This is a genomic window from Paracoccus alcaliphilus, from assembly GCF_028553725.1.
GTDB classification, from domain to species: Bacteria; Pseudomonadota; Alphaproteobacteria; order Rhodobacterales; family Rhodobacteraceae; genus Paracoccus; species Paracoccus alcaliphilus.
Genome location: NZ_CP067125.1, coordinates 317,895 through 343,625 on the forward strand (window position 1 = coordinate 317,895; position 25,731 = coordinate 343,625).

Annotated in this window: 24 protein-coding genes; 17 read left to right on the top strand and 7 right to left on the bottom strand. The window is 63.6% G+C overall.

The features are described 5' to 3' along the window. The first annotated feature begins 7 nt into the window (after positions 1–7). The 7 genes from JHW40_RS19835 (at position 8) to JHW40_RS19865 (ending at position 8,550) form a co-directional block, all read left to right on the top strand. Entirely contained in the window at positions 8–3,754 is a 3,747-nt protein-coding gene (locus JHW40_RS19835; protein WP_090610425.1) for a nitrate reductase subunit alpha, read from the top strand. After that, positions 3,751–5,277, top strand: coding sequence for a nitrate reductase subunit beta (gene narH, locus JHW40_RS19840; RefSeq protein ID WP_090610424.1), 1,527 nt, complete (start codon positions 3,751–3,753; stop codon positions 5,275–5,277). Before JHW40_RS19835 ends, narH begins: the two co-directional genes overlap by 4 nt. Positions 5,278–5,279: 2 nt before the next feature. After that, positions 5,280–5,975: a nitrate reductase molybdenum cofactor assembly chaperone gene (narJ, locus tag JHW40_RS19845; RefSeq protein ID WP_090610588.1), complete on the top strand. Its 696-nt coding sequence runs from the start codon at positions 5,280–5,282 to the stop codon at positions 5,973–5,975. Between the two features lies 1 nt (position 5,976). Next, entirely contained in the window at positions 5,977–6,762 is a 786-nt protein-coding gene (gene narI, locus JHW40_RS19850; RefSeq protein WP_090610423.1) for a respiratory nitrate reductase subunit gamma, read from the top strand. A gap of 5 nt (positions 6,763–6,767) precedes the next feature. Continuing rightward, complete coding sequence (locus JHW40_RS19855) at positions 6,768–7,595, top strand: peptidylprolyl isomerase (RefSeq protein ID WP_090610587.1); 828 nt, start codon at positions 6,768–6,770, stop codon at positions 7,593–7,595. 359 nt (positions 7,596–7,954) lie between these two features. Further along, positions 7,955–8,290 (top strand): hypothetical protein, encoded by a 336-nt coding sequence (locus tag JHW40_RS19860; protein ID WP_139208101.1) that lies wholly within the window; start codon positions 7,955–7,957, stop codon positions 8,288–8,290. Positions 8,291–8,298: 8 nt separating this feature from the next. Next, complete coding sequence (locus tag JHW40_RS19865; protein ID WP_090610421.1) at positions 8,299–8,550, top strand: hypothetical protein; 252 nt, start codon at positions 8,299–8,301, stop codon at positions 8,548–8,550. A gap of 111 nt (positions 8,551–8,661) precedes the next feature. On the opposite strand, the gene JHW40_RS19870 is transcribed toward JHW40_RS19865, so the two are convergent. From JHW40_RS19870 to JHW40_RS19890, 5 genes are all read right to left on the bottom strand, one after another. After that, complete coding sequence (locus JHW40_RS19870) at positions 8,662–8,841, bottom strand: hypothetical protein (RefSeq protein WP_272849112.1); 180 nt, start codon at positions 8,839–8,841, stop codon at positions 8,662–8,664. 63 nt (positions 8,842–8,904) lie between these two features. Beyond that, positions 8,905–9,836, bottom strand: a protein-coding gene (locus JHW40_RS19875; RefSeq protein WP_272849113.1) for an IS630 family transposase whose coding sequence is annotated in 2 segments (ribosomal slippage) — positions 8,905–9,492 and positions 9,495–9,836 — 930 coding nt in all. Because the reading frame shifts where the segments join, the coding sequence is not laid out codon by codon here. A gap of 437 nt (positions 9,837–10,273) precedes the next feature. Beyond that, entirely contained in the window at positions 10,274–11,785 is a 1,512-nt protein-coding gene (locus JHW40_RS19880) for a malonate--CoA ligase (protein WP_090614956.1), read from the bottom strand. Positions 11,786–11,808: 23 nt separating this feature from the next. Further along, positions 11,809–13,185: a malonyl-CoA decarboxylase gene (locus JHW40_RS19885; RefSeq protein ID WP_090614959.1), complete on the bottom strand. Its 1,377-nt coding sequence runs from the start codon at positions 13,183–13,185 to the stop codon at positions 11,809–11,811. Between the two features lie 31 nt (positions 13,186–13,216). Then, complete coding sequence (locus JHW40_RS19890; RefSeq protein ID WP_090614963.1) at positions 13,217–14,602, bottom strand: SLC13 family permease; 1,386 nt, start codon at positions 14,600–14,602, stop codon at positions 13,217–13,219. Positions 14,603–14,790: 188 nt separating this feature from the next. Here JHW40_RS19890 and JHW40_RS19895 point away from each other — a divergent pair, with 188 nt between their 5' ends. The 10 genes from JHW40_RS19895 to JHW40_RS19940 all read left to right on the top strand — a co-directional run bounded on the left by JHW40_RS19895 (position 14,791) and on the right by JHW40_RS19940 (position 24,047). Beyond that, on the top strand, positions 14,791–15,456 hold the full coding sequence (locus tag JHW40_RS19895; RefSeq protein ID WP_090614968.1) for a GntR family transcriptional regulator: 666 nt from the start codon (positions 14,791–14,793) through the stop codon (positions 15,454–15,456). Between the two features lie 50 nt (positions 15,457–15,506). Continuing rightward, on the top strand, positions 15,507–16,448 hold the full coding sequence (locus JHW40_RS19900; RefSeq protein WP_272849114.1) for an NUDIX hydrolase: 942 nt from the start codon (positions 15,507–15,509) through the stop codon (positions 16,446–16,448). A 70-nt stretch (positions 16,449–16,518) separates the two neighbouring features. Next, on the top strand, positions 16,519–17,490 hold the full coding sequence (gene nadA / locus JHW40_RS19905; protein ID WP_090614972.1) for a quinolinate synthase NadA: 972 nt from the start codon (positions 16,519–16,521) through the stop codon (positions 17,488–17,490). Continuing rightward, positions 17,487–19,013 carry an L-aspartate oxidase gene (locus tag JHW40_RS19910; protein ID WP_090614975.1) on the top strand — a complete coding sequence of 509 codons (1,527 nt, stop codon included), beginning with the start codon at positions 17,487–17,489 and terminating at the stop codon, positions 19,011–19,013. The genes nadA and JHW40_RS19910 overlap by 4 nt, the downstream gene beginning before the upstream one ends. Position 19,014: 1 nt before the next feature. Beyond that, positions 19,015–19,881, top strand: coding sequence for a carboxylating nicotinate-nucleotide diphosphorylase (gene nadC / locus JHW40_RS19915; RefSeq protein ID WP_090614978.1), 867 nt, complete (start codon positions 19,015–19,017; stop codon positions 19,879–19,881). Positions 19,882–19,967: 86 nt separating this feature from the next. Next, positions 19,968–20,708 carry a glutamine ABC transporter substrate-binding protein GlnH gene (gene glnH, locus JHW40_RS19920; protein ID WP_090614982.1) on the top strand — a complete coding sequence of 247 codons (741 nt, stop codon included), beginning with the start codon at positions 19,968–19,970 and terminating at the stop codon, positions 20,706–20,708. Positions 20,709–20,773: 65 nt separating this feature from the next. After that, positions 20,774–21,430, top strand: a complete 657-nt coding sequence (gene glnP, locus JHW40_RS19925) for a glutamine ABC transporter permease GlnP (protein ID WP_090614985.1) — start codon at positions 20,774–20,776, stop codon at positions 21,428–21,430. After that, positions 21,427–22,152, top strand: a complete 726-nt coding sequence (gene glnQ, locus JHW40_RS19930; RefSeq protein WP_090614988.1) for a glutamine ABC transporter ATP-binding protein GlnQ — start codon at positions 21,427–21,429, stop codon at positions 22,150–22,152. The genes glnP and glnQ overlap by 4 nt, the downstream gene beginning before the upstream one ends. Further along, the gene (locus tag JHW40_RS19935) at positions 22,145–23,176 is read left to right on the top strand and encodes a C45 family autoproteolytic acyltransferase/hydrolase (protein ID WP_090614991.1); all 1,032 of its coding nucleotides are present in this window, start codon (positions 22,145–22,147) and stop codon (positions 23,174–23,176) included. The genes glnQ and JHW40_RS19935 overlap by 8 nt, the downstream gene beginning before the upstream one ends. 76 nt (positions 23,177–23,252) lie before the next feature. Beyond that, positions 23,253–24,047, top strand: a complete 795-nt coding sequence (locus tag JHW40_RS19940; RefSeq protein WP_170851895.1) for a pyrroline-5-carboxylate reductase family protein — start codon at positions 23,253–23,255, stop codon at positions 24,045–24,047. Between the two features lie 28 nt (positions 24,048–24,075). On the opposite strand, the gene JHW40_RS19945 is transcribed toward JHW40_RS19940, so the two are convergent. Beyond that, complete coding sequence (locus tag JHW40_RS19945; protein WP_090614997.1) at positions 24,076–24,996, bottom strand: NAD(P)-dependent oxidoreductase; 921 nt, start codon at positions 24,994–24,996, stop codon at positions 24,076–24,078. After that, entirely contained in the window at positions 24,993–25,724 is a 732-nt protein-coding gene (locus JHW40_RS19950) for an amino acid ABC transporter ATP-binding protein (protein WP_090615000.1), read from the bottom strand. The genes JHW40_RS19945 and JHW40_RS19950 overlap by 4 nt, the downstream gene beginning before the upstream one ends. Positions 25,725–25,731: the final 7 nt, after the last annotated feature.

The window sequence follows — 25,731 nt, forward strand, 5'->3', positions numbered from 1 at the left end:
AGCCATGATGAGCCACCTGCTCGACAGACTGAACTTCTTCCAAAGCAAAGAGCTTGAGCAATTCTCGGATGGCTGGGGCCAGACCACGCGCGAGAACCGAGATTGGGAAGATGTCTATAGAAACCGATGGCGGCACGACAAGATCGTGCGATCGACCCACGGGGTGAACTGCACCGGGTCCTGTTCGTGGAAGATTTACGTCAAGTCGGGCATCGTAACCTGGGAAACGCAGCAGACCGACTATCCGCGTACCCGGGCGGGCCTGCCCAACCATGAGCCGCGGGGCTGTGCGCGGGGGGCGTCCTACAGCTGGTATCTGTATTCCGCCAACCGCGTGAAGAACCCGCTGATCCGTGGAGCGCTGATGCGGGCCTGGCGCAAGATGCGTCCCACGATGACTCCGGTGGCCGCCTGGGCCGCCATCCAGAATGATCCCGAACTGCGCGCGTCTTACACCAGGACACGCGGCAAGGGTGGCTTCGTGCGTGCGACCTGGGACGAGGCGACAGAGATCATTGCCGCGGCCAACGCCTATACAGCGAAGACTTATGGGCCTGACCGCGTCTTCGGTTTCTCGCCCATCCCGGCTATGTCGATGGTCAGCTATGCGGCTGGATCGCGGTATCTCAGTCTTCTGGGCGGTACCTGCATGTCCTTTTACGACTGGTATTGCGACCTGCCGCCGGCATCCCCGCAGACCTGGGGCGAACAGACCGACGTGCCGGAAAGCGCGGACTGGTACAACGCGGGCTTTCTGATGCTCTGGGGCTCAAATGTGCCGCAAACCCGCACGCCCGACGCCCATTTCTATACCGAGGTCCGCTATCGCGGCACCAAATCCGCGGTCGTCAGCCCCGATTATTCCGAAGCGGCCAAGTTCGGCGACATCTGGCTGAACCCGCAGGCTGGCACCGATGCGGCGCTGGCGATGGCCATGGGCCATGTGATCCTGCGCGAATTCCATCTGGACCGGCAGGCCGAATACTTCGAGGACTACGCCCGCAAATACACCGACATGCCGATGCTTGTTCGTCTGGAGGACAGGGACGGTCGCCTCGTTCCCGGCCGTATGCTGCGGGCCGAGGATTGCGCCGGAGGTCTTGGTGAAGCCAACAACCCCGACTGGAAGACGGTGGCTTTTGACGAAGCGTCAAATCAGGTCGTGGCGCCCAACGGATCGATCGGTTTCCGCTGGGGTGAGGAAGGCAAGTGGAACCTTGAACAGCGCGCCAATGGGGCGACGGCGCAGCTGCGGCTGAGCCAGATTCTTGAAGAACACCATGACGAGGTTGTGGGCGTCGATTTCCCCTATTTCGGTGGGGTTGCGACAGGCGATTTCGTGAAGTGCGATCACCCCGAAGTGCTGACCCGCAACATCCCGGTGCGGCACGTGACTCTGGCCGACGGCACGCAGGCGCTGGTTGCAACGGTGTTTGACCTGCTCTGCGCCAATTACGGGCTTGACCGTGGCCTTGGCGGCAAATGGGTGTCGAAGGACTTCAACGACGACTGCCCTTACACCCCGGCCTGGGCCGAAAAGATTACCGGCGTTGATCGGGAAAAGATCATTGCCGTCGCCCGGGAATTCGCAGGCAATGCCGAAAAGACACGCGGCAAGTCCATGGTCATCCTCGGCGCCGGCCTGAACCACTGGTACCACATGGACATGGCCTATCGCGCCATCATCAACATGCTGGTGATGTGCGGCTGCATCGGCCAGGAGGGCGGCGGCTGGTCGCACTATGTGGGACAAGAAAAGCTGCGCCCGCAGACCGGCTGGACTCCGTTGGCCTTTGCGCTGGACTGGAACCGGCCGCCGCGACAGATGAATTCGACGTCGTGCTGGTATGCCCATACCGACCAGTGGCGCTATGAGACGCTGCGCGCGGATGAGATCCTTTCGCCCACCGCGCCCAAAGGCGACTGGGACATTTCCCTGATCGACTACAATATCCGGGCCGAGCGGATGGGCTGGCTACCCTCGGCACCGCAACTGAAAACCAATCCGCTGGACGTGTCCAAGGCTGCGAAGGCAGCTGGCAAGGCCATTCCGGCCTATGTTGCGGAACAGCTGAAATCCGGCGCGCTGCAAATGTCCTGCGAAGACCCGGATGCCCCGGAAAACTGGCCGCGCAACCTGTTTGTCTGGCGGTCGAATCTTCTGGGGTCGAGCGGGAAGGGGCATGAATATTTCCTAAAGCACCTTTTGGGCACCCAGCACGGCGTGCTGGGCAAGGAGCTGGGCGAGGAAGGCGGCGCGAAGCCGAAAGAGGCCGTCTGGCATGACGAGGCGCCGCAGGGCAAGCTTGATCTGCTGGTGACCATCGACTTCCGGATGTCCACCACTTGCGTCTATTCCGACATCGTCCTGCCCACCGCGAGCTGGTACGAAAAGGATGACCTGAACACGTCCGACATGCATCCGTTCATTCACCCGCTTCAGGCGGCGGTGGACCCGGCCTATGAAAGCAAGTCCGACTGGGAGATCTTCAAGTCGATTGCCCGGAAGTTCAGCGAAGTGGCCCCCGAAGTGCTTGGGGTCGAGACGGATATTGTCCAGTTGCCGCTGTTGCATGACACTCCCGGTGAACTGGCACAGGCGCATGTCCGCGACTGGAAGAAAGGCGAATGTGACCTGATCCCCGGCAAGACTGCGCCGAACTATGTTGCGGTCGAGCGGGACTATCCTAATCTTTACAAGAAGTTCACCTCGGTCGGGCCTCTGCTGGAGAAACTCGGCAACGGTGGCAAGGGCATCAATTGGGATACGAAGGTCGAGGTCGGGCATCTGCGCGAGCTGAACGGCGTTGTGCGAGAGGAAGGCGTTTCGCATGGCCTGGCCCGACTGGATACCGCGATTGACGCGGCCGAGATGATCCTGATGCTGGCACCCGAAACCAACGGCGAAGTCGCCGTCAAGGCGTGGCAGGAACTGGAGAAACCCACTGGTCGCCCCCACGCCCATCTGGCCGAAGGGGCCCACCATACCAAGATCCGCTTCCACGACATCGCGGCGCAACCGCGCAAGATCATCTCCTCGCCTACCTGGTCGGGGATTGAAAGCGAAACGGTCTGCTACAACGCCGGCTACACCAACCTGCATGAGTTGATTCCGTGGCGCACCCTGACGGGCCGCCAGCAGCTCTATCAGGATCACCTCTGGATGCGGGCCTTTGGCGAAGGCTTCGTCAGCTACCGCCCTCCGGTGGACCTGAAAACCATCACCAAGGCCGTCAACAACGACGCGGCCGAGGGCAACCCGCATGTCGTGCTGAACTTCATCACGCCGCACCAGAAATGGGGCATCCACAGCACCTATACCGACAACCTTCTGATGCTGACGCTCAACCGGGGCGGGCCGGTGGTCTGGATGTCCGAGATCGACGCCCAGAAGGCGGGCCTTGTCGATAACGACTGGGTCGAGGCCTACAACGTCAACGGCGCACTGACCGCGCGGGTGGTGGTGTCCCAGCGGATCAAGCAGGGCACACTTTTCATGTATCATGCGCAAGAAAAAATCGTGAACACGCCGGGATCCGAAAAAACCGGCAATCGCGGCGGCATCCACAATTCGGTTACCCGCACCACGCTGAAACCTACGCACATGATCGGCGGCTATGCGCAATTGTCCTATGGGTTCAACTACTACGGCACCGTGGGCAGCAACCGTGACGAATTTGTCATCGTGCGGAAAATGAAAAAGGTTGACTGGCTGGACACGCCGGCAGTCCAGAAGGCGGAGGTTGCGGAATGAAAGTTCGTGCACAAATCGGCAAGGTTCTGAACCTGGACAAATGTATCGGGTGTCACACCTGTTCCGTCACCTGCAAGAACGTCTGGACCAGCCGCGAAGGTGTGGAATACGCTTGGTTCAACAACGTCGAGACCAAGCCCGGCACCGGCTATCCGACCGACTGGGAAAACCAGAAGCGCTGGAACGGGGGCTGGACGCGGTCGAAGTCGGGCAAGCTGCACCCCAGGCAGGGGTCCAAGTGGCGGATTCTGGCGAATATTTTCGCCAACCCCGACCTGCCTGAAATCGACGATTACTACGAGCCTTTCGATTTCGACTATGACCACCTGAAATCCGCGCCCGACATGAGCGCCTTTCCCACCGCGCGCGCCCTGTCCAGGATCACCGGCGAGCGGATGGAAAAAATCGAGAAGGGGCCGAACTGGGAGGAAATCCTGGGGGGTGAATTCTCGAAGCGGTCCAAGGACTACAACTTCGAGAACATCCAGAAGCAGATCTATGGAGAGTATGAAAATACCTTCATGATGTATCTGCCGCGCCTGTGCGAGCATTGCCTGAACCCGACCTGTTCCGCCTCTTGCCCATCCGGCGCGATCTACAAGCGCGAGGAAGACGGCATTGTCCTGATTGATCAGGAAAAGTGCCGGGGCTGGCGGATGTGCATTTCGGGCTGCCCCTACAAGAAGGTCTATTACAACTGGAATACCGGCAAATCCGAGAAGTGCACCTTCTGCTATCCGCGCATCGAATCCGGTCAGCCGACGGTCTGTTCGGAGACTTGCGTCGGGCGCATCCGGTATCTGGGTGTGATCCTCTATGACGCCGACAAGATTGAGGCGGCGGCAAGCAGCGAGCGCGAGACCGATCTTTATGGGGCGCAGCTGGATGTGTTCCTTGACCCGAATGACCCCGAGGTGATCGCCGCTGCCCGTCGCGATGGCGTGCCAGAGGACTGGATCGAAGCCGCCAAGATCAGTCCGATCTGGAAAATGGCGATGGAATGGAAGGTCGCTTTCCCATTGCATCCGGAATATCGCACGCTGCCGATGGTCTGGTACATCCCCCCGCTGTCGCCGATCCAGAACGCGGCACAGGCCGGTCAGATTGCGATGAGCGACCAGATGCCCGACGTACGCAGCTTGCGCATACCGGTGCAGTTTCTGGCCAACATGCTGACGGCGGGGGATGAGGAACCCATCGTTGACGCGCTGGAACGCATGTCGGCGATGCGCCTCTACATGCGGGCACTGACCGTGGATGGCGTGCGTGACGAAGGCATCGCCGCCCGTGTGGGTATGTCGGGCCGGATGATCGAGGACATGTACAAGATCATGGCCATCGCCGATTACGAGGACCGCTTCGCGATCCCCACTGCGCATCGTGAACAAAACGAGGCAGGGGCCGACATCCGTGGTGGCTGCGGCTTTACCGACGGCAACGGATGTTCCACCGGCGAGCAGGGCAAGACGAGCCTGTTCGGCGGCAAGAAGAAATCCTTTGCCCTTCCACTGGAGTCATTCTGATGATGGACCGCACACTCAAGGCGCTGTCGCTGATGCTCAGCTATCCGACGGCAGAACTGCAACAGGCCATGCCCGAGATCGGGGCCGTTCTGGCCGCCGACCCCCGGTTGTCAGCGCAGACCCGCGCGGCGCTGCAACGGCTGGCCAATGACCTGGAGCAGGGCGATCTGTTCGATGTTCAGGAAGGCTATGTGATGCTCTTTGACCGGTCACGCACGCTGTCGCTGAACCTTTTTGAACATGTTCATGGCGAAAGCCGTGACCGGGGTGGCGCGATGGTCAGCCTGATCGAAACTTACCGGGCGGCGGGTTTTGAGCCTGCCACCACCGAACTGCCCGACCACTTGCCGGTGCTTCTGGAATTCCTGTCGACGCGTCCCTTCGCCGAAGTGCAGGAAATCTTGGCGGATGCGGCCCATATCTTCGACGCGCTTTCCAAGCGCCTGGGGCGGCGCGAGAGCGGGTATGATGCCACATTCGCCGCGCTTTCCCAGCTGGCAGGCACGCAGGCCGATCTGGAGGCCGTGACAGGCCTGCTGGAACAGCCTGACGACGACCCGACCGACCTGATCGCGCTGGATGCCGTCTGGGAGGAAACCGAAGTGACCTTCGGTCCGGATCCGAACGCCGGCTGCCCGCAGGTCCGCGATATGCTGGCTCTTATGGACAAGCCCACACCCCTGAACAGGAGCGCATGACATGTTCGGCAATTTCGACATCAACTTTGTCATCTTCGGAGTCATGCCCTATGTCGCGCTGACGGTGTTTCTGGTTGGGTCCATCGTGCGCTATGAACGCGATCCATTTACCTGGAAAAGCTCATCCAGCCAGCTTTTGCGCCGCAAGCAACTGATCTGGGGGTCAATCCTGTTCCATGTCGGTATCCTGACTGTATTCTTCGGCCATCTTGTCGGGCTGTTCACACCGGTCTGGATACTGGATGCGCTTGGGGTTCCCTACGGCCTCAAGCAGTGGATGGCGGTCCTGATCGGCGGGCCGGCGGGGCTTGCCGCGCTTGTCGGCGGCACCATGCTGATCCACCGCCGGCTGACCGATCCGCGCATCCGCGCCACATCCACCACGATGGATATCCTGATCATGATCCTGATCTGGATGCAGCTTGCCATCGGCCTTTTGACCATCACGCAGTCGCTTCAGCACATGGACGGGGCCGAAATGATCCGCTTCATGGAATGGTCGCAAAGCGTGGTCACCTGGAACGTGAATGCCTGGGTTACGGTCGTGGACGTGCATTGGCTGTTCAAGCTGCACATATTCCTTGGGCTGATCATCACCATGCTGTTTCCCTTTACCCGGCTGGTGCATATCTGGTCCGGCTTTGCTGCGCCCTTCCGCTTTCTGCTGACGCGGCCCGGCTATCAGATCGTGCGCTCGCGCCGTCGTCGTCCGCTGGAGGAACGCCGCCGTGCCCATGACACCCGGCAAGGCAAATCCGGCCCCACCATAACCTCACCGGCGGAGTGATCGCGATGAACATGGCCCTGTTCCCCGATGTCGTCGTGAACGGCGAGACCATTCCCTCGGCGGCCATCGCCGCCGAGGCTCAGAACCACATCGCCCCCAGGGACAAACCCGGCATCGCCTGGCGCAAGGCGGCGCAGGCGATGGCGATCCGCACCCTGCTGTTGCAGGAAGCCCATTCCCGTCAGTTGACGCCCAATCCCGAGGAACTGGCCCCCGGTCGCGTCGAGACCGAGGATGAAGCGCTGATCCGCACCCTTCTGGACGAGGCGCTGACGATTGCGCCGGTCACGGATTCAGAGGTTCAGGCAGAGTGGGCCAAGGACCAGGACCCGGCCCGGTTCAGGTCGGCACCCCTGTGGGATGTGTCGCATATCCTGTGTGCCTGCGATCCGCGTGACGAAGCGGAGACTGCGATGGCCGGCGCCCGGGCCAAGGCCGTGCTGGCGCGGCTGGACGGTGACGCAAAGACCTTTGCCGCAGCTGCGCGCGAAAGCGATTGCAATTCAAAGGCTCAGGGTGGCCATCTGGGCCAGCTTGGCCCCGGCGACACCGTGCCTGAGTTCGAGACGGCCCTGCGCGGTTTGTCCGATGGTCAGACTACGCCGGTCCCGATCCTGTCGCGCCATGGCTGGCACATCATCCGACTGAACGCAATCGCACCGGGGCAGGTGCTGCCCTATGAGGCTGTGCGCCCGAAGATTGCGCAGGCATTGGAGAAAGCAGCCTGGGCCCGCGCCTCGCGCGATTTCATCGAAAGGCTGGCGAATGGCGCGCAGATTACCGGCGCAAGTCTGGCGCCGATCGGAGCAGCGCGAAAGGAAAAATCACGATAGGACAGCAGTCATATCAGATGCCGCGCGGCATTGGCCTGTCTCTGACCGACCCCTAGATGCCGTTAACCAACAACTCCGCCGTCGGCTTCGCTGTTCCGGGTTTCTGTCTCATCGTCACGTCTCGGTGGTTGCGATAGGCCAGAAGCCTTCCGTTACAAAATCAACTCGGCTGTTCCAAGGGCACTGACGGGGGACAATCCGGAACCGCCCCCGCTGCCGAACCCTCCGGCAGGCCGACAGGTGCCATCGGCCGCAAACTGCCCAAGGCGGCGTGCAAATGGCAGGGTTGTGTCGGCGAAGGCCCGATTGTGATATGAAGCGCGACATATGCGACTTTTTCGAATGAAGAGGAGGTCCCATTGCGCCTGACCACACTTGGCCTCATGTCGATGATCGCAGCGGCCGGTTGTCACCTGCCGGCCCAGGCTGATGAACCGCTTTTCGATGAAGCGACCGAGAGCGATGATCGGCTGAAGGAACTTCACCATGATGCCGGCGATCTCTGCCTCAGGAACCCGAGCCGCGACGTCGAGGTCGTCGTCGCCTGCAAGGCGATGATCATCTACGGGCTGGCGCTGAACGAACGGGGCTGGTGCCACGGTCGTCACGACGAGTCCAATGCCGAGAAGGACTGGCACATCTGCGAGAGCGGTTCCGACAGGTTCTCACTCGATCATCTGACGGATTTCCAGTGAGGCACGCCATGCTGAAGAAAATCGCGCTCCTTCTCGTCGGGCTGGTCGTGCTTGTTCCGGCATGTGGGCTGCTGGGCTATGCCATCGGCTATCTCATCTCGATGTTCATCTACTCCGCGACTCTCGAACCTCATAGCTACGAACTGGACCGCGATCTCTTCGCCGCCGTCTATGGCATCATGTTCATCGGCAGTTTCCTCTATGTCGTCGCGGCAGGCTACGCGATCTTCCGGTTCGTTCGGGGCTTGCGGAAAGGCTGACCGAACTGGCACGACCTGCCTTCCCATGCGGGCGACATACTCTACATCGACCGTGATCGGACCGGCATCGCGCCGGGATGTTTAATCCGCGCCAGCCTGATTCAGATGCTGTTACTGCGCCTGAATGGATTCCAGATAGTTGGCAAGTTCCACTAACCGCTCCGGCATCGGGGAGGGAGTACCGTCACCTGTGTCATAGGGAGCCGGCGGGCTGTCGAGAGCTTCGGCAAATTCGGGCATCGTACGATCACTGGAGCCCATGGTGTAGCCATGGATTTTTGTTCCGGGCATTCCTGAACTTCGTTCTCATCGTCGATATGATCAAGTGTTAACACGCCCTAAAGCATTTCTGTTTTAACCTGCGACATATCCTGCGGCCTTGAAGTAGTTCCAACATTCGCCGATGGCCTTGAAGACGTCGGTAAATGTTCTTGCCCCGATCCTGCGCAGGTGCGCCTTGAGTTTTGCGAATGCCATTTCGATGGGGTTCAGGTCCGGCGAATATGGCGGCAGATAGAGAAACCAGCAGCGATGGGCACGCAGAGCCTCAGCAGCCTGCTTGTTGTGGTGGGTGGCAAGGTTGTCGAGGATCACCACGGTTCCCGGCTCGATCTCCGGGATCAGGACCTCGCGAACCCAGGCTGCGAAGGCGGGGCCGTCCATTGCGCCCCGGATGCACCAGGGCGCAATCAGGGCATCCGGTGTGAGCCCGGCGATCAGGGTCTGTGTTCCCCAGCTGCCGAAGGGCGCATCCATGGTCAGGCGTGTGCCGCGCAGGGCACGTCCCCGCAGGCGGGTGAGATTGGTCTTCACCGAGGTCTCGTCTATGAAAACCACGCGTTCCGGCCGATCCGCGATGGCTGGCAAGCGATGCTCGAACCAGTCGGTTCGCCGCTGTCTTACCCTGGCACCGCGGCGTTCGGCGGCCACCAGCGACTTTTTTTATAGGTGAACCCAAGCCGCGACAGCAGACTGGCAATGGACGAGTGATGGACACGAACGCCTTCCGCTGCGACCAGCGCGTCCCTGAGTTCGAACAGCGTGATGTCGGGATCCTGTGCGAGCAGTTCCTCGAAAAAGGCCCGGTGCGGGGCAAGCTTTCCATGCCCTTTGGGACGTCCCTGGGGCAATGGTTCGGCATGCCCCCTGGTCCTGATCGCCCGGCCCCAACGTGCTCCGGTCGCCGGCGAGAGTTTCAGCCGCAGCGCCGCCGCCCGACCGCTTAAACCCTCCTCGATATATCGCTGAAACCGCGTCCGGAGCGCCGACGGCAATGGTGCTGACATGATCTATCCTCCCAGACAGAAGGGAATCACGATCCGCGCTGCGACGGAACCCCAAACGATTCAGGGTTCAGTAGAAATGCTTTAGTTGTTCACAGGCCTTCAGCGCGGAAAGAAATCTGGACAGCGGGCTTGGTTGATGCCTTCGGCCTTGTATTGCCAGGAGGGCTTCTGACGCTTACGTCCGAATGTGGGCAGTTTCGGCGCCTTGAGATGGGGGGCGAGCAGCAATCCGGGGCATCGTTCATGCTTGGGGAAGCTCTTCTCTACTCGGCGTTGCCCTGATCGGAGAGGGACAGCGTGCCGCATTGAACTGTTCTGAAGCTGCATGATGAGGGATGAGAACCATTGGCGGGAATGGTTTATGGAATGCAGATCGTTGTCTGGGCGCAGTGAGGGGTCAGGAAGTGTCCTGCCGGATACCCCCTGATTTCTCTGCGTCAATCATAAAGTTCCGCGAATTGGTCACGCAGCAGGTTCTTTTGCACCTTGCCCATGGTGTTGCGCGGCAGCTCGTTCAGGAACATCACCCGCTTGGGCTGCTTGAACCGTGCCAGCCGTGCCTCCAGCGCGGCGATGATTGCCGGCTCGGTCACGACGGAGCCGGCGGCGGGTACGACCACCGCTGTCACGGCCTCGCCAAAGTCGCGATGCGGGATGCCGATCACGGCGGATTCGATCATGCCGGGGATGGCGTCGATCTCGGTCTCGATTTCCTTGGGATAGACGTTATAGCCGCCAGTGATGATCAGGTCCTTGCCGCGCCCGACGATATGGACATAGCCGCGCTGGTCGATCAGACCCAGATCGCCGGTGATGAAAAAGCCGTTGTCGCGCAGCTCGGCGGCGGTCTTGTCCGGCATCCGCCAGTAGCCTTTGAAGACATTGGCGCCGCGCACCTCGATCATGCCGATCTCGCCCTGCGGCAGTTCCGCGCCGGTCTCGGGGTCGGTGACGATGATCTCGACGCCGGGCAGGGGCAGCCCGACCGTGCCCGCCACCCGGTCGCCCTCGTAAGGGTTAGAGGCGTTCATGTTGGTTTCGGTCATGCCATAGCGTTCAAGGATCGCGTGGCCGGTACGCGCCTGCCATTCGCGATGCGTCTCGGCCAGCAGCGGGGCCGAGCCCGAGATGAACAGCCGCATGTTGCGGGTCGTCTCGGCGTTCAGCATGTCGTCCTCCAGCAAGCGGACATAGAAGGTCGGCACGCCCATCAGTACGGTGGCGCGCGCCATCGCCTCGAAAATCCGGTCCATGTCGAATTTAGGCAGGAAGATCATCGAGGCGCCGGAAAGCAGCGTCACATTCGTTGCGACGAACAGCCCGTGGGTATGAAAGATCGGCAGCGCGTGGATCAGCACGTCCCGGTCGGTATAGTGCCATGCCTCGCGCAGCGCCTGCGCGTTCGAGACCAGATTGCCATGGGTCAGCATCGCGCCCTTGGACCGCCCGGTGGTGCCAGAGGTATAAAGCAAGGCCGCCAGATCATCGGCCTGTCGCGGCACGGTTTCGAAAGCATCGGGCGCGGCGGCGGCCGCATCGGTCAGGCTGCCGCCCCCTGCGGCGTCCAGCGTCATCAGCCGCGCCCCGGCCCGCCCGGCCGTCTCTTGCAGATCGGCCTGCCGCGCAGGATCGCAGACAAGGATCGCAGGTTCGGCATCGCCGATGAAATAGTCCATCTCGGTCGGGGTATAGCCCGTATTCAACGGCAGAAACACCGCCCCCGCCCGCACGGTCGCCAGATAGAGGGTGATCGCCTCGACCGATTTCTCAACCTGCACCGCCACCCGGTCGCCCGGTTTCACACCAAGCCCGGTCAGCGCATTGGCCATCCTGCCGGTCCGGGCGATCAGATCGCCATAGCTGATCGTCCCGGCAGTCAGCGTCTCGATCGCGGTGGCATCGGGATCGGCGATATTGCGGGCGAGGATATCGAACAGGTTCGCACTCATGGAAACTCCTGCGAAAGAGGGGATCAGGATCGGGTTGCGGTCAGGGCGGCGGTTACGCTGTCCGAGGCGGCGACATGGCTGCGCTCGGCGAAACCTTCGTGGTTCACTTCGATCCGGTCGAGGTCATAGAGGTAATTGACCATCAGCCCGTGCGACTGTTTTAGCCCGTTGGCCGAGATGTCGCCAAGATGGTTCAGCCGCTCCAGCCTTGCGCCATTGCCCAGATGGAATCGCGCCACCGGGTCGGGCACGCGTCCGGCCTTGTCGCGGGCGCGCAGGAAATAAGCGGCGGCGGCGGCCAGCAGCGGATCACGCAGCGCTTTGGCCTTGGCGGGGGTCTTGTGCCATTCGGGCTCGTCCAGCGCGGCCAGCGCGATACGCTGGTCGGCGTCCAGCAGATCCGAGGTTTCATCGGCGCGGGTCCGGGCCAACCACGCGGCAAAGCCCGGCACTGGCGACAGGGTGACGAAACTGCGGATATCGGGCAGTTCGGCCTTCAACTCTTCGACCACCTGCTTGATCAGGAAATTGCCGAACGAGACCCCGGCCAGCCCCCGCTGCGTGTTCGAGATCGAATAGAAGACCGCCGTATTCGCATCCCCCGCGCGGATCGGCTGGCGCGACAGATCCAGCAGTCCGCCGACATTGTCGGGGATCGAGGTGGTCAGCGCGACCTCGACGAAGATCAGCGGCTCGTCCACCAATTGCGGATGGAAAAAGCCATAGCAGCGCCTGTCGGTCGGCTGCAGGCGGTTACGCAGATCATCCCAGTTCCGGATTGCGTGCACCGCCTCATAGCGGATGATCTTTTCAAGGATACTGGCCGGGGTGTTCCAGTCGATATGGCGCAGCACCAGAAAACCGCGATTGAACCACGAGGCGAACAGATGCGCGAAATCGCTGTCCAGCCGCCTCAGGTCCGGCTGATCGCGCAGGTGGCGCAGCAATTCCTCGCGCATCCGCACCAATGCGGCGGTGCCGCCCGGCGCAAGGTTCAGGCGGCGCAGCAATTCCTGACGGCGCGGCTCGGACGCGGCGTGCAGGGCCTCGACGGCCTCGACCGCGCCCGGGTTCTTCTGCACCGCGGCCACCGCCGGTCCGACCAGTTCGGGATCGGGCCCGAAGCGATCGGCCAGCGTTTGCAGGAATGCCAGCCGCGCGGGCGGATCGGCGTGATCGAAGGCCGTCAGCAGACCCCGGGCCAGAACAACGCCCGACGCCTCGCCCCGCCGAGACAGCAACCGCTCGGCCAGTTCGGACAGGTCGGGGGCCTCGATGGCGTCGCGGCCTTCCGTCTCGCGCCAGCCCAGCAGGCGGCGGCCACGCTCGGTCAGGGATTCGAACAGATCGCCCAGAAAGGCGGGCCGGGACTGGCGGCGGGGTTGTTCGGTCTTGGTCATTGCGACCTCCGTGGGGATGGGGCCGCCGGGATCAACCCGGCAGCACGACGAAGATGATCCACAGCACGACCGGTGCGACGACCGTCACCAGCGCGCCATAGCTCAGCAGTTTGCGGAAGAAGACCTGCCGGTCCACCCCATGCGCATTGGCCAGCACCAGCGCGCCATTTGTCGAGAAGGGGCTGACATCCACGATGGTCGAGGCAACCGCCATCCCGGCGATGAAGCCGATGGCACCGACCCCGGTTTCGCCATGCAGGAACGGCACCGCCAGCGGGATCAGCGACCCCAGAACGGCGGTGGATGAGGCGAAGGCCGACACCACCGCGCCGATGAAGAACAGCATCAGCGCGGCCAGCATGGGCGATGCCATGCCCGCCACGCTGTCGCCCACGAAATCGATGGTGCCCATATATTCCAGCACCGCGACATAGGTCGAAACGCCGGTGATCAGCATGATCTCGGGCCAAGCAACCTGCGCCATCGCGCGCTTTTGCATGGTCGGGTTCCACAGCGACAGCGCCAGACCGATGGACAGGGCGACAAAGCCGATATCCAGATTGAAGGCCAGCACCAACACCGCGAGCAGCCCCAGCCCCAGCAGCGTGAAGATCTGATAGGGGGTTCCGTCGGGCTGATCGCCCTCGGGCGTTTCGGCCACCAGCCGGTTGGAATCGCCCCGGCCGCCTTCCTCGCTGACGCGGCGGGTCAGCGCCTGCGCCTCGCTGTCGCCGAAGATCTGCGGGCCGGTGGCGGCGCGGGTGATCTCGACATGCGGGACATTCACCGATTCGACCGTTTCCATCCGCGCCGACATCAGCTTGCGCCCGCCCAGCAACATGAACAGGATCAGCGCCACGGCGGCATTGACGAAAAAGCTGGCGGCAAAGGTCGTCATCGGCGACAGCGGCAGCCCGGCCTGCGCGACCACGCCATTGGTGATCCCGCCATAGATGCTGATCGGCGAAAAACCCCCGGCCTGCGCGCCGTGAACCACCATCATCCCCATCAGCATGGGCGAGATGTGATAGCGGAAGGCGAACCCCAGCGCGATCGGCGCCACGATCGCCACCGCGCCAGGGCTGACCGCGCCCACCGCAGTCAGCATGGCCGAGATGCCGAACATGATCCACGGGATCGCGCCGATGCGGCCCTTGACGGCGCGGACGGCCATGCGCACCAGCCAGTCGATGGTGCCGTTGTTCTGCGCCAGCGCGAACAGCCATGTGATGCCGACCAGCGTCAGGAACAGCCCGCCGGGAAATCCGCCGATGATGTCCTTCGTCGTCTGCGCCGCCAGCAGCGTACCGACCAGAAACGCGCCGACAAAGGCCAGAACGCCCATGTTGATCGGCCAGATCGTGGCGATGACGAACATCGCCACCAGTGCATAGATGGAAATCAGATGTGGGGTCATGCGCGGCTCCTCTTCCTTGCAATCCCTGCGCCGGACATCCGGCCCTGACGATCCGCCGCCCTCCCAAGCCGCGCGAATCTGTCGCATTGGTGTTATACTCTTGCTGATCCATGTTGTATATAACAAGTGAAAGGATGGATGTTTGCGCAGGCATCACCTATGTTGATCGCATGAGCAGGGAGGTTCGGATGCGCTCTATTCCCAATGCGTTACGGATCAGGAACGCCCTTGAAAACGCCATCGTTCAGGGGGTTTATCTGCCCGGCGAACGTCTGGACCCCGAGGCGCTGGAACGAGAGTTCGACTGTTCGCGCACTCCGATCCGCGAGGCGCTGTATCAGCTGGAATCCTCGGGGCTGGTGCGGGTCATGCCCAAGCGGGGAACCTTCGTCAGTTCCTGGTCGGCGGAAGAACTGGCCGAGCGGTTCGAGGTGATGGCCGAAACCGAGGCGACCTGCGGCCGTCTGGCGGCGCGCCGGATCACCGAAGCGGAAATGGCGGATTTCGAGGCGACCCATCTGCGCTGCCGGGAACTGGCCGAGGCTGGTGATGTCGATGGCTATTACGCCCATAACTCGATGTTCCATCACTGCATCTATCGCGCCACGCATAACGCGTTTCTAGAACAGGAGGCCGCGCGGCTGCATGCGATGCTGCAACCCTATCGACGGATGCAACTGCAGGTGCGCAATCGCATGGCGCGTTCCTTCAGCGAACATGACGCCATTGTGGCGGCGATCCGCGCGGGCGATGCCGACGCTGCTGCGGCGGCGCTGCATCAGCATGTCATCGTGCAGGGCGACCGTTTCCACGACCTTCTGGCCGCGTTGCGGCAGGGCGATGCGAAACCCTGACAGCCTGTCCGGGGTTGACGTGGCGGCGGTGCTTGACAGGGGATATGCCCATGATAGGGCTGAATAAAAAGGTGGGTTATTCCGTGGAGACTGGATTTGCGCAGGCCGAACTGATCGCCGTGCTGGCGGCGGTGACGGCGAATGAGCCCCGGGTCATGACGATCCGAGCGGGCAAGGCGCTGCCGTCGGGGCCGTTCGAATCCTCGCAAACCAGCCTTCAGGCCGGATTGCGCGACTGGATCGAAAGCCAGACCGGCCACCCGGTGGGGTTTCTGGAACAGCTTTACACCTTTGCCGATGGCGATCGCGACCCCGGCGCCGGGGCGGGGATGCGCCGGATCTCGATCAGCTATCTGGGGCTGGTGCGCGAACAGGCAGCCCCCGGCGCGGGCCAGCCGGAATGGCATGGGTGGTACGAATATTTCCCGTGGGAGGATCGCCGCGACGGTGCCGATGCGCAGGCCGCGGCGCTGGACCAGATCGCGGCGGGCCTGAGCGCATGGGCCGACAGCGATCCGCATCTGCAAAGCCAGCGCCGCCAGCGCATCGACTTCACCTTCGGGCTGAACGGCTGGAACTGGAACGAGGATCTGGTGCTGCAACGATACGAGTTGATGTATGAGGCCGCGCTGATCCCCGAGGCCGGGGGCAGACCCGGCTTTGGCCAGCCGATGCAGGGCGACCATCGCCGCATTCTGGCCACCGGAATCGCCCGACTGCGGACCAAGATCAAATACCGCCCCGTCGCCTTCGAGATCATGCCCGCCAGCTTTACCCTGTTGCAATTGCAGCGCACGGTCGAGGCTCTGGTCGGCCTGAACCTGCACAAATCGAACTTCCGCCGCCAGATCGACCAGCAGGAACTGATCGAGGAAACCGGCGAAACCACCGCCGAAACGCGTGGTCGTCCGGCCATGCTGTTCCGCTATCGCCCCTCGGTGCTGGAGGCGCGGCAGATGGCCGGAACCCGGCTGCCAATTTCACGGAGTTGACATAAACTCACATTGAGCATAATCCTGCATCAATATACTCGAATCGAGTATAAAGGAGGAGGACTGCCCGATGACCACCGCCCTGCGGCTGCCCGAACTGTATGACCGTGTCCGTCAGGTCATCCCCGAACCGGACTGGATGCTGTTCGAGGATGACATCGACGCCATCCTGCGCCTGAAACGCGAACGCAACGCGGTCATTCTGGCCCATAACTATCAGACGCCCGAAATCTTTCACGGGGTGGCCAATATCGTCGGCGACAGCCTGGCGCTGGCGCGCAAGGCGGTGGATGTCGATGCCGATGTGATCGTGCTGGCGGGTGTGCATTTCATGGCCGAAACCGCCAAGCTGCTGAACCCCGGCAAGACCGTGCTGATCCCCGACATGGGCGCGGGCTGCTCATTGGCGGATTCGATCACGCCCGAGGATATCGCGGGGCTGCGCGCGGCCCATCCCGGCGTGCCGGTGGTGACCTATGTGAACACTTCGGCGGCGGTGAAGGCGGCGTCGGATATCTGCTGCACCTCGGGCAATGCCCTGCAAGTGGTCGAATCGCTGGGGGTGCCGCGCGTGCTGATGCTGCCGGACGAATATCTGGCCCAGAACATCGCCCGCCAGACCAAGGTCGAGCTGATTACATGGCACGGCCATTGCGAGGTGCATGAGCGGTTCACCCCCGCCGAGGTGCGCGGGTTCCGCGACGCCTGGCCCGGCGTGACCATCCTCGGCCATCCCGAATGCCCGCCCGAGGTGATCGCCGAGACCGATTATTCCGGCTCGACCGCGGGCATGTCGGATTTCGTCGCCCGAGAGCGGCCCGAACGGGTGCTGCTGCTGACCGAATGCTCGATGAGCGACAATGTCGCCATCCACCACCCCGAGACCGAGTTCATCCGTCCCTGCAACCTCTGCCCGCATATGAAGCGGATCAGCCTGTCGAACATCCGTCAGGCGCTTGAGGAAAACCGCCATGAAGTCACCGTCGATCCGGCCATCGCCGCGCCTGCGCGCCGGGCGGTGGAACGGATGCTGGCCGTATGAATTCCGCGCCATCCGGCCATGTGGTCGTGATCGGCAGCGGTATCGCCGGGCTGGTGACGGCGCTGGCGCTGGCGCCGCGCCCGGTCACGCTGGTGACGTTGGCGGGGCTGGGGCAGGGCGGCTCGACCGCGCTGGCGCAGGGCGGGATCGCGGCGGCGCTTGGTGCGGGCGACAGCCCGGCGCTGCATCTGGCCGATACGCTGGCGGCTGGCGACGGGCTGTGCGACGCGGCACGCGCCGACACCATCCTGCGGCAGGCGGGCGAGGCGATCGGTTTTCTGGAACGCCACGGCACGCGCTTTGACCGTGACGCATCAGGCGCGGCGATCCTTGGGCTGGAGGCCGCGCATTCCCGCCGCCGCATCCTTCACGCGGCAGGCGACGGCTCGGGCACCGAGATCGTGCGCGCGCTGGTGGCGGCGGTGCGCGGTTGCGCCTCGGTCACGGTGCAGGAGGGCGCGCTGGTCCGCCGCCTGCTGACCCGTGACGGCGCGGTGTTGGGCCTGCTGGTGCAGCGCGCGGGCGGGGGTGCGGTCCTGCCCGCCCGGCAGGTGGTGATGGCGACCGGCGGCATCGGCGGGCTTTATGACGCGACCACCAACCCTGTCGGCAATTGGGGGCAGGGGATCATGCTGGCCGCGCGCGCCGGGGCCGCGCTGGCCGATATGGAATTCGTGCAGTTCCATCCCACCGCGCTGGACGTGGGGCAGGGACGGTTGCCCCTGATCAGCGAGGCCGTGCGCGGCGAGGGTGCCGTCCTGCTCAACGACCGGGGCGAGCGGTTCATGGCCCGCCATAAAGGGGCCGAACTTGCCCCGCGCGACATCGTTGCCCGCGCCATCCATGCCGAAAGGGCGGCTGGCCGTCAGGTGTTTCTGCGGGCTGGCCGGGAGGTGGATTTCCCCGCCCGTTTTCCGGCCATCACGGCGCTGTGCCATGCAGCGGGGATCGATCCGGTCCGCGATCCGATCCCGGTGCGCCCTGCACAGCATTACCATATGGGCGGCATCCGCACCGACACCTTTGGCCGCAGCACCGTGGCCGGGCTGTGGGCGGTTGGCGAATGCGCGGCGACCGGCCTGCATGGCGCGAACCGGCTGGCCAGCAATTCCCTGCTGGAGGCGGTGGTGATGGGCCTGAACGCGGCCCGCGACATTGCCGCCAGTCCGGCCTTGCCGGTGACCGCCGCAACAATCGCAGAGCCGCCGCCCGACGCTTATCCCTCGGCGGCACGGGCGATTGCCTCGCGCCACCTGGGCATCCTGCGCGACGGGGCGTCCCTGCGGGCGGCCATCGCTGGATTGCTGCTCCTGACCCAAGGCGATGACGGCGCGGGCGATCCTGCCATCACCGCCCTTGCCATCGCCGTCTTTGCCACCTTGCGCCGGGAATCGCGCGGCGCCCATGCCCGCACCGATTTCCCGGCTCGTGCCGCCCTATCCGCCAGCCGGGCCATGACGCTGGATCAGATCATCCAGTCCGCCCGCCTGATCCTGTCCGACGACCTTGCCCGGAGTGCCTGAAATGACCCTTTCCCCCTTGCCGCGCCTGATGCTGGAAGGTCCCGTCCGCGCCGCCCTGTCCGAGGATCTGGGACTTGCGGGCGACCTGACCTCGGCTGCGGTGATCCCTGCGGGCCATTGCGCCACCGTGACGGCGGTGGCGCGGCGTGACGGCGTGGTGGCCGGGCTGGATCTGGCGGCGCTGGCGTTCGAACTGATCGATCCGTCCTGCCGCATGACGCGCCACCTTGCCGATGGCGACCAAGTGGCGGCAGGCGGGCGGATCCTGACCGTCGAGGGCCTCTCGGCCAGCCTGCTGAAGGCAGAGCGCACGGCGCTGAATTTCCTGTGCCACCTGTCGGGCGTCGCCACCGTCACCAACGGCATCGTGCGCGCGGTCGCGGGCACGCGCGCCTCTATCGCCTGCACCCGCAAGACCACCCCCGGCCTGCGGGCGCTGGAGAAATACGCGGTCAGGGCAGGGGGCGGGGTGAACCATCGCTTTGCGCTGTCGGATGCGGTGCTGATCAAGGACAACCACATCGCCATGACCGGCGGCATCCGCGCGGCTGTGGAAAGCGCCCGCGCCAATACCGGCCATATGGTCAAGATCGAGCTTGAGGTCGATACGCTGGCGCAATTGCGCGAGGCGATGGAGGTCGGCGTCGATGCCGTGCTGCTGGACAACATGACGCCGGACCAGCTGCGCGAGGCCGTGGGCATCGTCGCCGGGCGCGCGCTGACCGAGGCCTCGGGCGGCGTCACCCCCGACACCGCCTCGGCCATTGCGGCCACCGGTGTCGATCTGATCTCGGTCGGCTGGATCACCCACAGCGCGCCGATTCTGGATATCGGTCTGGATTACGTCGCCGGGGGTTTCCGCAAATAATCTTGCTTTCCCTGCCCTGCTCTGCAAGCCTTATTGCAAGGCAGGGCGAGTCTGCCGGAATCCACATGGTATGACAGGAAAGCAAGATGAACAGGTTCTCCGCACTCATGGGCGCCGCTGCGCTGGCGCTTGGAATGACTTCGGCGGCTCAGGCGGCCGATCTGGTGGTCGCGACCGATACAGCTTTCGTGCCGTTCGAATTCAAGGAAGGCGACAAATATGTCGGCTTCGACATTGATATGTGGGACGCCATCGCCTCGGATCTGGATGTCGAATATGAACTGCGCCCGATGGATTTCGCCGGCATCATCCCTGCGCTGCAAACCGGTCAGATCGACGTCGCCCTTGCCGGGATCACCATCACCGAAGAACGCCAGAACGCCATCGACTTCTCGGACGGTTATTACGACAGCGGCTTTCTGCTGATGGTGGCCGAGAACAGCGACATCACTAGCGTCGAGGATCTTGGGGGCAAGACGCTGGCGGTCAAGACCGGCACCTCGGCCTCGGATTGGGCCGAAGAGAACCTTGCCGACACCACGCTGCGCAAGTTCCCCAATATCGACAATGCCTATCTTGAGCTGCGCACCGGCAATGTCGATGCGGCGATGCATGACACGCCGAACGTGCTGTATTACATCAACACGGCCGGGGGCGGGCAGGTCAAGGCGGTGGGCGATCAGCTGATGGGCCACGAATACGGCATCGCCCTGCCCAAGGGCAGCGATCTGCGCGAACAGATCAATGAATCGCTGGCGAAGATGAAGGAAGACGGGCGTTACGACGCGATCTATGAAAAATGGTTCGGCACCACGCCGGGCGAGTGATCGCCGCCTGAAAGGATGCGGGGCCAGCGCCTCGCATCCCGTCCTTCCCGCATTCGGAGGCCCCCGTGGAAATCGACTGGACCATCATCCCCAGCTTTCTGCCTCAACTGATGAAAGGCGCTCAGGTCACGCTGATGATCACGCTGATCGGCCTGATCGGAGGCACCGTTCTGGGGCTTCTGACCGGGTTGATGCGCGCCTATGGCAATGTCTTCGTCAATGGACTGGCGCTGGTTTACGTTGAGCTGATCCGTGGCACGCCGATCGTCGTGCAGGTGATGTTCCTGTATTTCGCGCTGCCGATCCTGACCGGGTTGCGTATCGACCCGATGACGGCGGCGGTCCTGTCGATCATCGTGAATGCCGGTGCCTATATCGCGGAAATCGTGCGCGGCGCATTGCTGTCGATCCCCAAGGGGCTGGGCGAGGCCGGGCTGGCCATGGGGCTGCCGCGCTGGAAGGTGCTGGCCCATATCGTCGGACCGCTGGCCTTTCGCCGGCTGATCCCGCCTTTGGGCAACCAGTATATCGTCTCGCTCAAGGATACGTCGCTGTTCATCGTCATCGGCGTCGCGGAACTGACCCGCACCGGGCAAGAGATCATGGCCTCGAACTTTCGGGCGGTCGAGATCTGGACCGCCGTCGGGGTGCTGTATCTGATCATGACCGGCATTCTGTCGCTGATCCTTCGTATCATCGAAAAGCGCATGAGGATCCTGTGAGCATCATCGAATTCCGCAAGACCTCGAAAAGCTTCGGCGATGTGACCGTGCTGAACGAGGTGGACCTGAACATCGACAGCGGCGAGGTGGTGGTGCTGATCGGGCCGTCCGGCTCGGGCAAATCGACGCTGCTGCGCTGTATCAACGGGTTGGAGGAAATCACCGGCGGCGATCTGGTCGTCGATGGGCTGTCGGTCAAATCCGGCAACCGCAACCTGCGCGTGATCCGGCAAGAGGCCGGGATGGTATTCCAGCAGTTCAACCTGTTCCCGCAGATGTCGGCGTTGCAGAACGTGGCCTTCGGTCCCCGTCAGGTCCGGGGCGCCAGCAAGGCCGAGGCCGAGGCTCAGGCGCTGGCCCTGCTGGACAAGGTCGGGCTGGCCGAACGGGCGCATCATTTCCCCTCGGCACTGTCGGGCGGACAGCAGCAGCGTGTCGCGATTGCCCGCGCGCTGGCGATCAAGCCCAAGGTCATGCTGTTCGACGAACCGACCTCGGCGCTGGATCCTGAACTGAAGCAAGAAGTGCTGACCGTCATGCGTCAACTGGCGCTGGAAGGCATGACCATGGTCGTCGTCACCCATGAGATGAGCTTTGCCAAACAGGTCGGCACAAGGCTGATCTTCATGGAGCATGGCAAGATCTCGGTCGATGGCACCCCGCGAGAGATGATCGACAGCCCCCCCAGCGACCGGCTGCGGGATTTCCTGCAACATGTCTGAGCGGGCGCCGGATCTGGGCTGGCAGAAGGCGGGCGGATCGCCGCACCGGATTGGTCTGGCGCTTGGCCGGGCCGGGCGGCGGGCGGCTCATGCACATCTGCCTTCGTCGCTCTATTTCCAGGCGATCACCGGCCCCGCCCATGCGCAGGCCGTGGCACGAATGGCGGCGAACACGCGCGCCCGGTTCCCCCTGATCTGGGCCGAGATCGAAGGACTGGCCGAGGGGCTGGAGATGCCGGTCGAGCAGGTCTTTGCGTGGAACTGCCGTGGCGATCTGCTGGCGCGGGTGCCCGATGGCTGCACCACCGTCATGGTGCCGGGCGCCGAGCCCGTGCTGGCCCATAACGAGGATGGCCTGCCGTTCTTTCGTGGCGGCTGTTTCGTGGCCGAGGTGACGCCCGAACATGCGCCGGGCTTTCACGCCTTCTGCTATCCCGGCTCGATCCCCGGCCATACATTCGCCTTCAACGATGCCGGGCTGGCGCAGACCACCAACAATATCCGCCTGACCGGCATCGAACCCGATATTCCGCGCATGGTGCTGGGTCGGGCGGTGCTGACCACGGACAGCCTGACAGCGGCGCTGGATATCCTGCGGGACGGGTCGGATTCGGGGCCCAATTCCGGCGGCTTTCACTTCGCGCTGTCCAGCCGCCGCGATCCGCGCATCCTGTCGGTCGAATTCGGGCGGGGTCAGCTGTCTGTGGTCGAGATCACGCGGGTCTCGGCCCATGCCAACCATGCCCTGCATCATCCGCTGGGGGTGTCGCGGCAGATCATCACGCAATCCTCGGGTGATCGCCAGATTCGCGCCGATCAGCTGCTGGCCGAGGGGTGCGACCCGCTGACGATCCTGCGCGACGATGGCGGGACGGGGCTGCCGATCCGCCGCGATGCGCCAGACGATCCGGATGACGAAAACACGCTTGGGACCGCCGTTCTGCGGCTTGCAGCCGACGGGATTCACTGGAGCATCCATGACCGTCGCACCGGCCCGGCCACCTATTCCGGCACAACCCCCTGACGGGTCGATCCGCAGGCTGGGGATCGGGGCCCGAGCCGGTGGGCGACGCCCGCAGACATTCCAGAAGGAGAAGATCGTGGCCATCAATGCAACCGTGGGGATCATTGGCGGCAATGGCTGGCTGGGGAATACGATGGCCTCGGCCGCCGTCGCCAGCGGCGTGATGGACGGCCGCAGGCTGATCCTGTCGGGCCGCACGGACAGGCGGGGCGCGCTTGACGTGCCGGGCGCAACCCATACCCGCAACAATCACGAGCTTGTGGCGAAATCCGACATTGTCATCCTGTCGGTCCGCCCCGAGGATTTCGCGGATCTGCATATCGACGCCTCGGACAAACTGGTGATCTCGGTCATGGCGGGTGTCACGGCGCAGGATATCGCCACGCGCAGTGGTGCCACCCGGATCGTCCGGGCGATCCCGAATGCGGCGGCGTCGATCCGCCACTCGTTCACGCCGTGGTTCGCGACCCCCGGCGTTTCAGAGGCTGACAAGCGCATCGTGCAGGAACTGTTCGATGCCTGCGGCGAAGGGGCCGAGGTCTTGCAAGAGGCGCATATCGACTATTGCGTCGGCATGACCGGCTCGGGGGCGGCATTTCCCGCGCTTCTGGCACAGGCCTTGCAGGCACATGCGGTCGCGCAGGGATTGCCGGCGGCCTTTGCCGCGCGCGCCGCCAAAGGGGTCGTGGCACAGGCCAGCCAGCTTTTCGCCCGAGAGGACAGCGATCCCGGCGCCATCGTCCGCAAGATGATCGAGTATCGCGGCACGACTGCGGCGGCATTGCAGACGATGCTGGATCAGGATTTCAATCGGATCATCGCGTCGGGGCTGGACGCGGCCGCGCGCAAGGCCGCATCGCTGGCGAAGTGACCAGCGGCCTGTGCCACTGCGTGCGGTGTCACGGCTGATATGGCGTCGGCAGTGGGCGCCCGGCGACAAAGGCCGCGATATTGTCCAGCACAAGCTGCGCCATCGCCCGCCGCGCCGCATCGGTGGCCGAGCCGATATGAGGCGTCAGCACGCAATTGGGTGCATCCAGCAATCCCTGCGGCACATCGGGTTCGCCATCGACGACATCCAGCCCGGCCCCGGCGATGATGCCGTCTTGCAACGCCGCGATCAGCGCGGCGTTGTCCACGACCGGGCCGCGCGCCACATTGACGATCAGGCCCGACGGCCCCAGCGCGGCCAGTTCCGCCGCGCCGATCAGCCCGCGGGTCCCTTCGCCCCCGGCGGCGGTCACGAACAGCAATTCGCAATCGCGGGCCAGCGTGGCGGCGTCGGGGCGGAAACCGTCGGGGCTGTCAGGCTTTTCGCTGCGGCTTGTATAGAGAACCTCGGACCCCAGCGCCCGCAGCATCGCCGCCAGCCGCCGCCCGATCCGCCCATAGCCCAGGATGCCCGCGCGTCGTCCCAGAACCGGCATGCCCATGGCCAGATTGCCCCCGGCAGCCCAGTGCCCGGCGCGGGTAAAGCGGTCGCCCTCGGCAATGCGGCGGCCCGTCGCCAGTGCCAGCGCCAGCGCCAGTTCCGCCACGGCGTCGGACAGCACGTCCGGCGTCGTCGACACCTGAATGCCGCGCGCCCGCGCCTGATCCAGATCGACGGCATCGACACCGACGCCATTCACCGCGATCAGCCGCAGGGCGGGCAGGGCGGCCATCTGCGCGGATGAAAGGCCAAGCCCGCCCGTCGTCACAACGATCTGCACATCCCCGGCGTCGGCAATGTCGCGGGTGATGCGGTAATCGGCGGCCAGACGATCGGCCATATCTTGCGGTTTTGGATCCGCCAGCACCAGAATACGCGGTTTGCTCATGCGATCTGCCCCAGAAAGTTCTGCAAACGCTCGTTCTGCGGATTGCCGAAGAAGGCGTCGGGGGCGTTCTGCTCGACAATGCGGCCCTTGTCCATGAAGATTACCCGGTCGGCCACGGCGCGGGCGAATTCCATCTCATGCGTGACGCACAGCATGGTCATCCCCTCGCGCGCCAGATCGATCATCGTGTCCAGCACCTCCTTGACCATTTCCGGGTCCAGCGCCGAGGTCGGCTCGTCGAACAGCATGATCCGGGGCTTCATGCACAGCGCCCGGGCGATGGCCACGCGCTGTTGCTGGCCGCCTGACAGCTGCGCGGGATATTTGTCGGCCTGCTCGGGGATCCTCACCCGATCCAGATAGTGCCGCGCGGTCTTTTCGGCATCCGCACGGCTGACCTTGCGGGCCTTCATCGGCGCAAGGATGCAGTTTTCCAGCACGGTCATATGCGGAAACAGGTTGAAGCTTTGAAAGACCATGCCGACATCCTTGCGGATTCTGGCGACATTCTCGGCGCCGGACAGCTCGACCCCGTCCACGATGATGGTGCCGGACTGGATTTCCTCCAGCTGGTTGATGGTGCGGATCAGGGTCGATTTGCCGGAACCGGACGGGCCGCAGATCACGATCCGCTCGCCCGGATCAACGGTCAGGTCGATATCGGCAAGGGCGTGAAAATCGCCGTAATACTTGTTCACGGCCTGCATGATGATCGCATGTTCCGTCATGGTCAGG

Bases quoted from the DNA above. Each gene is read 5' to 3' on its own strand.
- JHW40_RS19835 (WP_090610425.1), top strand. From the start codon at position 8: ATGAGCCACCTGCTCGACAGACTGAACTTCTTCCAAAGCAAAGAGCTT.
- JHW40_RS19855 (WP_090610587.1), top strand. From the start codon at position 6,768: ATGAACATGGCCCTGTTCCCCGATGTCGTCGTGAACGGCGAGACCATT.
- JHW40_RS19935 (WP_090614991.1), top strand. From the start codon at position 22,145: ATGTCTGAGCGGGCGCCGGATCTGGGCTGGCAGAAGGCGGGCGGATCG.
- JHW40_RS19895 (WP_090614968.1), top strand. From the start codon at position 14,791: ATGCGCTCTATTCCCAATGCGTTACGGATCAGGAACGCCCTTGAAAAC.
- JHW40_RS19865 (WP_090610421.1), top strand. From the start codon at position 8,299: ATGCTGAAGAAAATCGCGCTCCTTCTCGTCGGGCTGGTCGTGCTTGTT.
- narJ (WP_090610588.1), top strand. From the start codon at position 5,280: ATGGACCGCACACTCAAGGCGCTGTCGCTGATGCTCAGCTATCCGACG.
- nadA (WP_090614972.1), top strand. From the start codon at position 16,519: ATGACCACCGCCCTGCGGCTGCCCGAACTGTATGACCGTGTCCGTCAG.
- JHW40_RS19950 (WP_090615000.1), bottom strand. From the start codon at position 25,724: ATGACGGAACATGCGATCATCATGCAGGCCGTGAACAAGTATTACGGC.
- narH (WP_090610424.1), top strand. From the start codon at position 3,751: ATGAAAGTTCGTGCACAAATCGGCAAGGTTCTGAACCTGGACAAATGT.
- JHW40_RS19890 (WP_090614963.1), bottom strand. From the start codon at position 14,602: ATGACCCCACATCTGATTTCCATCTATGCACTGGTGGCGATGTTCGTC.
- JHW40_RS19945 (WP_090614997.1), bottom strand. From the start codon at position 24,996: ATGAGCAAACCGCGTATTCTGGTGCTGGCGGATCCAAAACCGCAAGAT.
- JHW40_RS19870 (WP_272849112.1), bottom strand. From the start codon at position 8,841: ATGCCCGGAACAAAAATCCATGGCTACACCATGGGCTCCAGTGATCGT.
- JHW40_RS19900 (WP_272849114.1), top strand. From the start codon at position 15,507: ATGATAGGGCTGAATAAAAAGGTGGGTTATTCCGTGGAGACTGGATTT.
- narI (WP_090610423.1), top strand. From the start codon at position 5,977: ATGTTCGGCAATTTCGACATCAACTTTGTCATCTTCGGAGTCATGCCC.
- JHW40_RS19880 (WP_090614956.1), bottom strand. From the start codon at position 11,785: ATGAGTGCGAACCTGTTCGATATCCTCGCCCGCAATATCGCCGATCCC.
- JHW40_RS19885 (WP_090614959.1), bottom strand. From the start codon at position 13,185: ATGACCAAGACCGAACAACCCCGCCGCCAGTCCCGGCCCGCCTTTCTG.
- nadC (WP_090614978.1), top strand. From the start codon at position 19,015: ATGACCCTTTCCCCCTTGCCGCGCCTGATGCTGGAAGGTCCCGTCCGC.
- glnH (WP_090614982.1), top strand. From the start codon at position 19,968: ATGAACAGGTTCTCCGCACTCATGGGCGCCGCTGCGCTGGCGCTTGGA.
- JHW40_RS19910 (WP_090614975.1), top strand. From the start codon at position 17,487: ATGAATTCCGCGCCATCCGGCCATGTGGTCGTGATCGGCAGCGGTATC.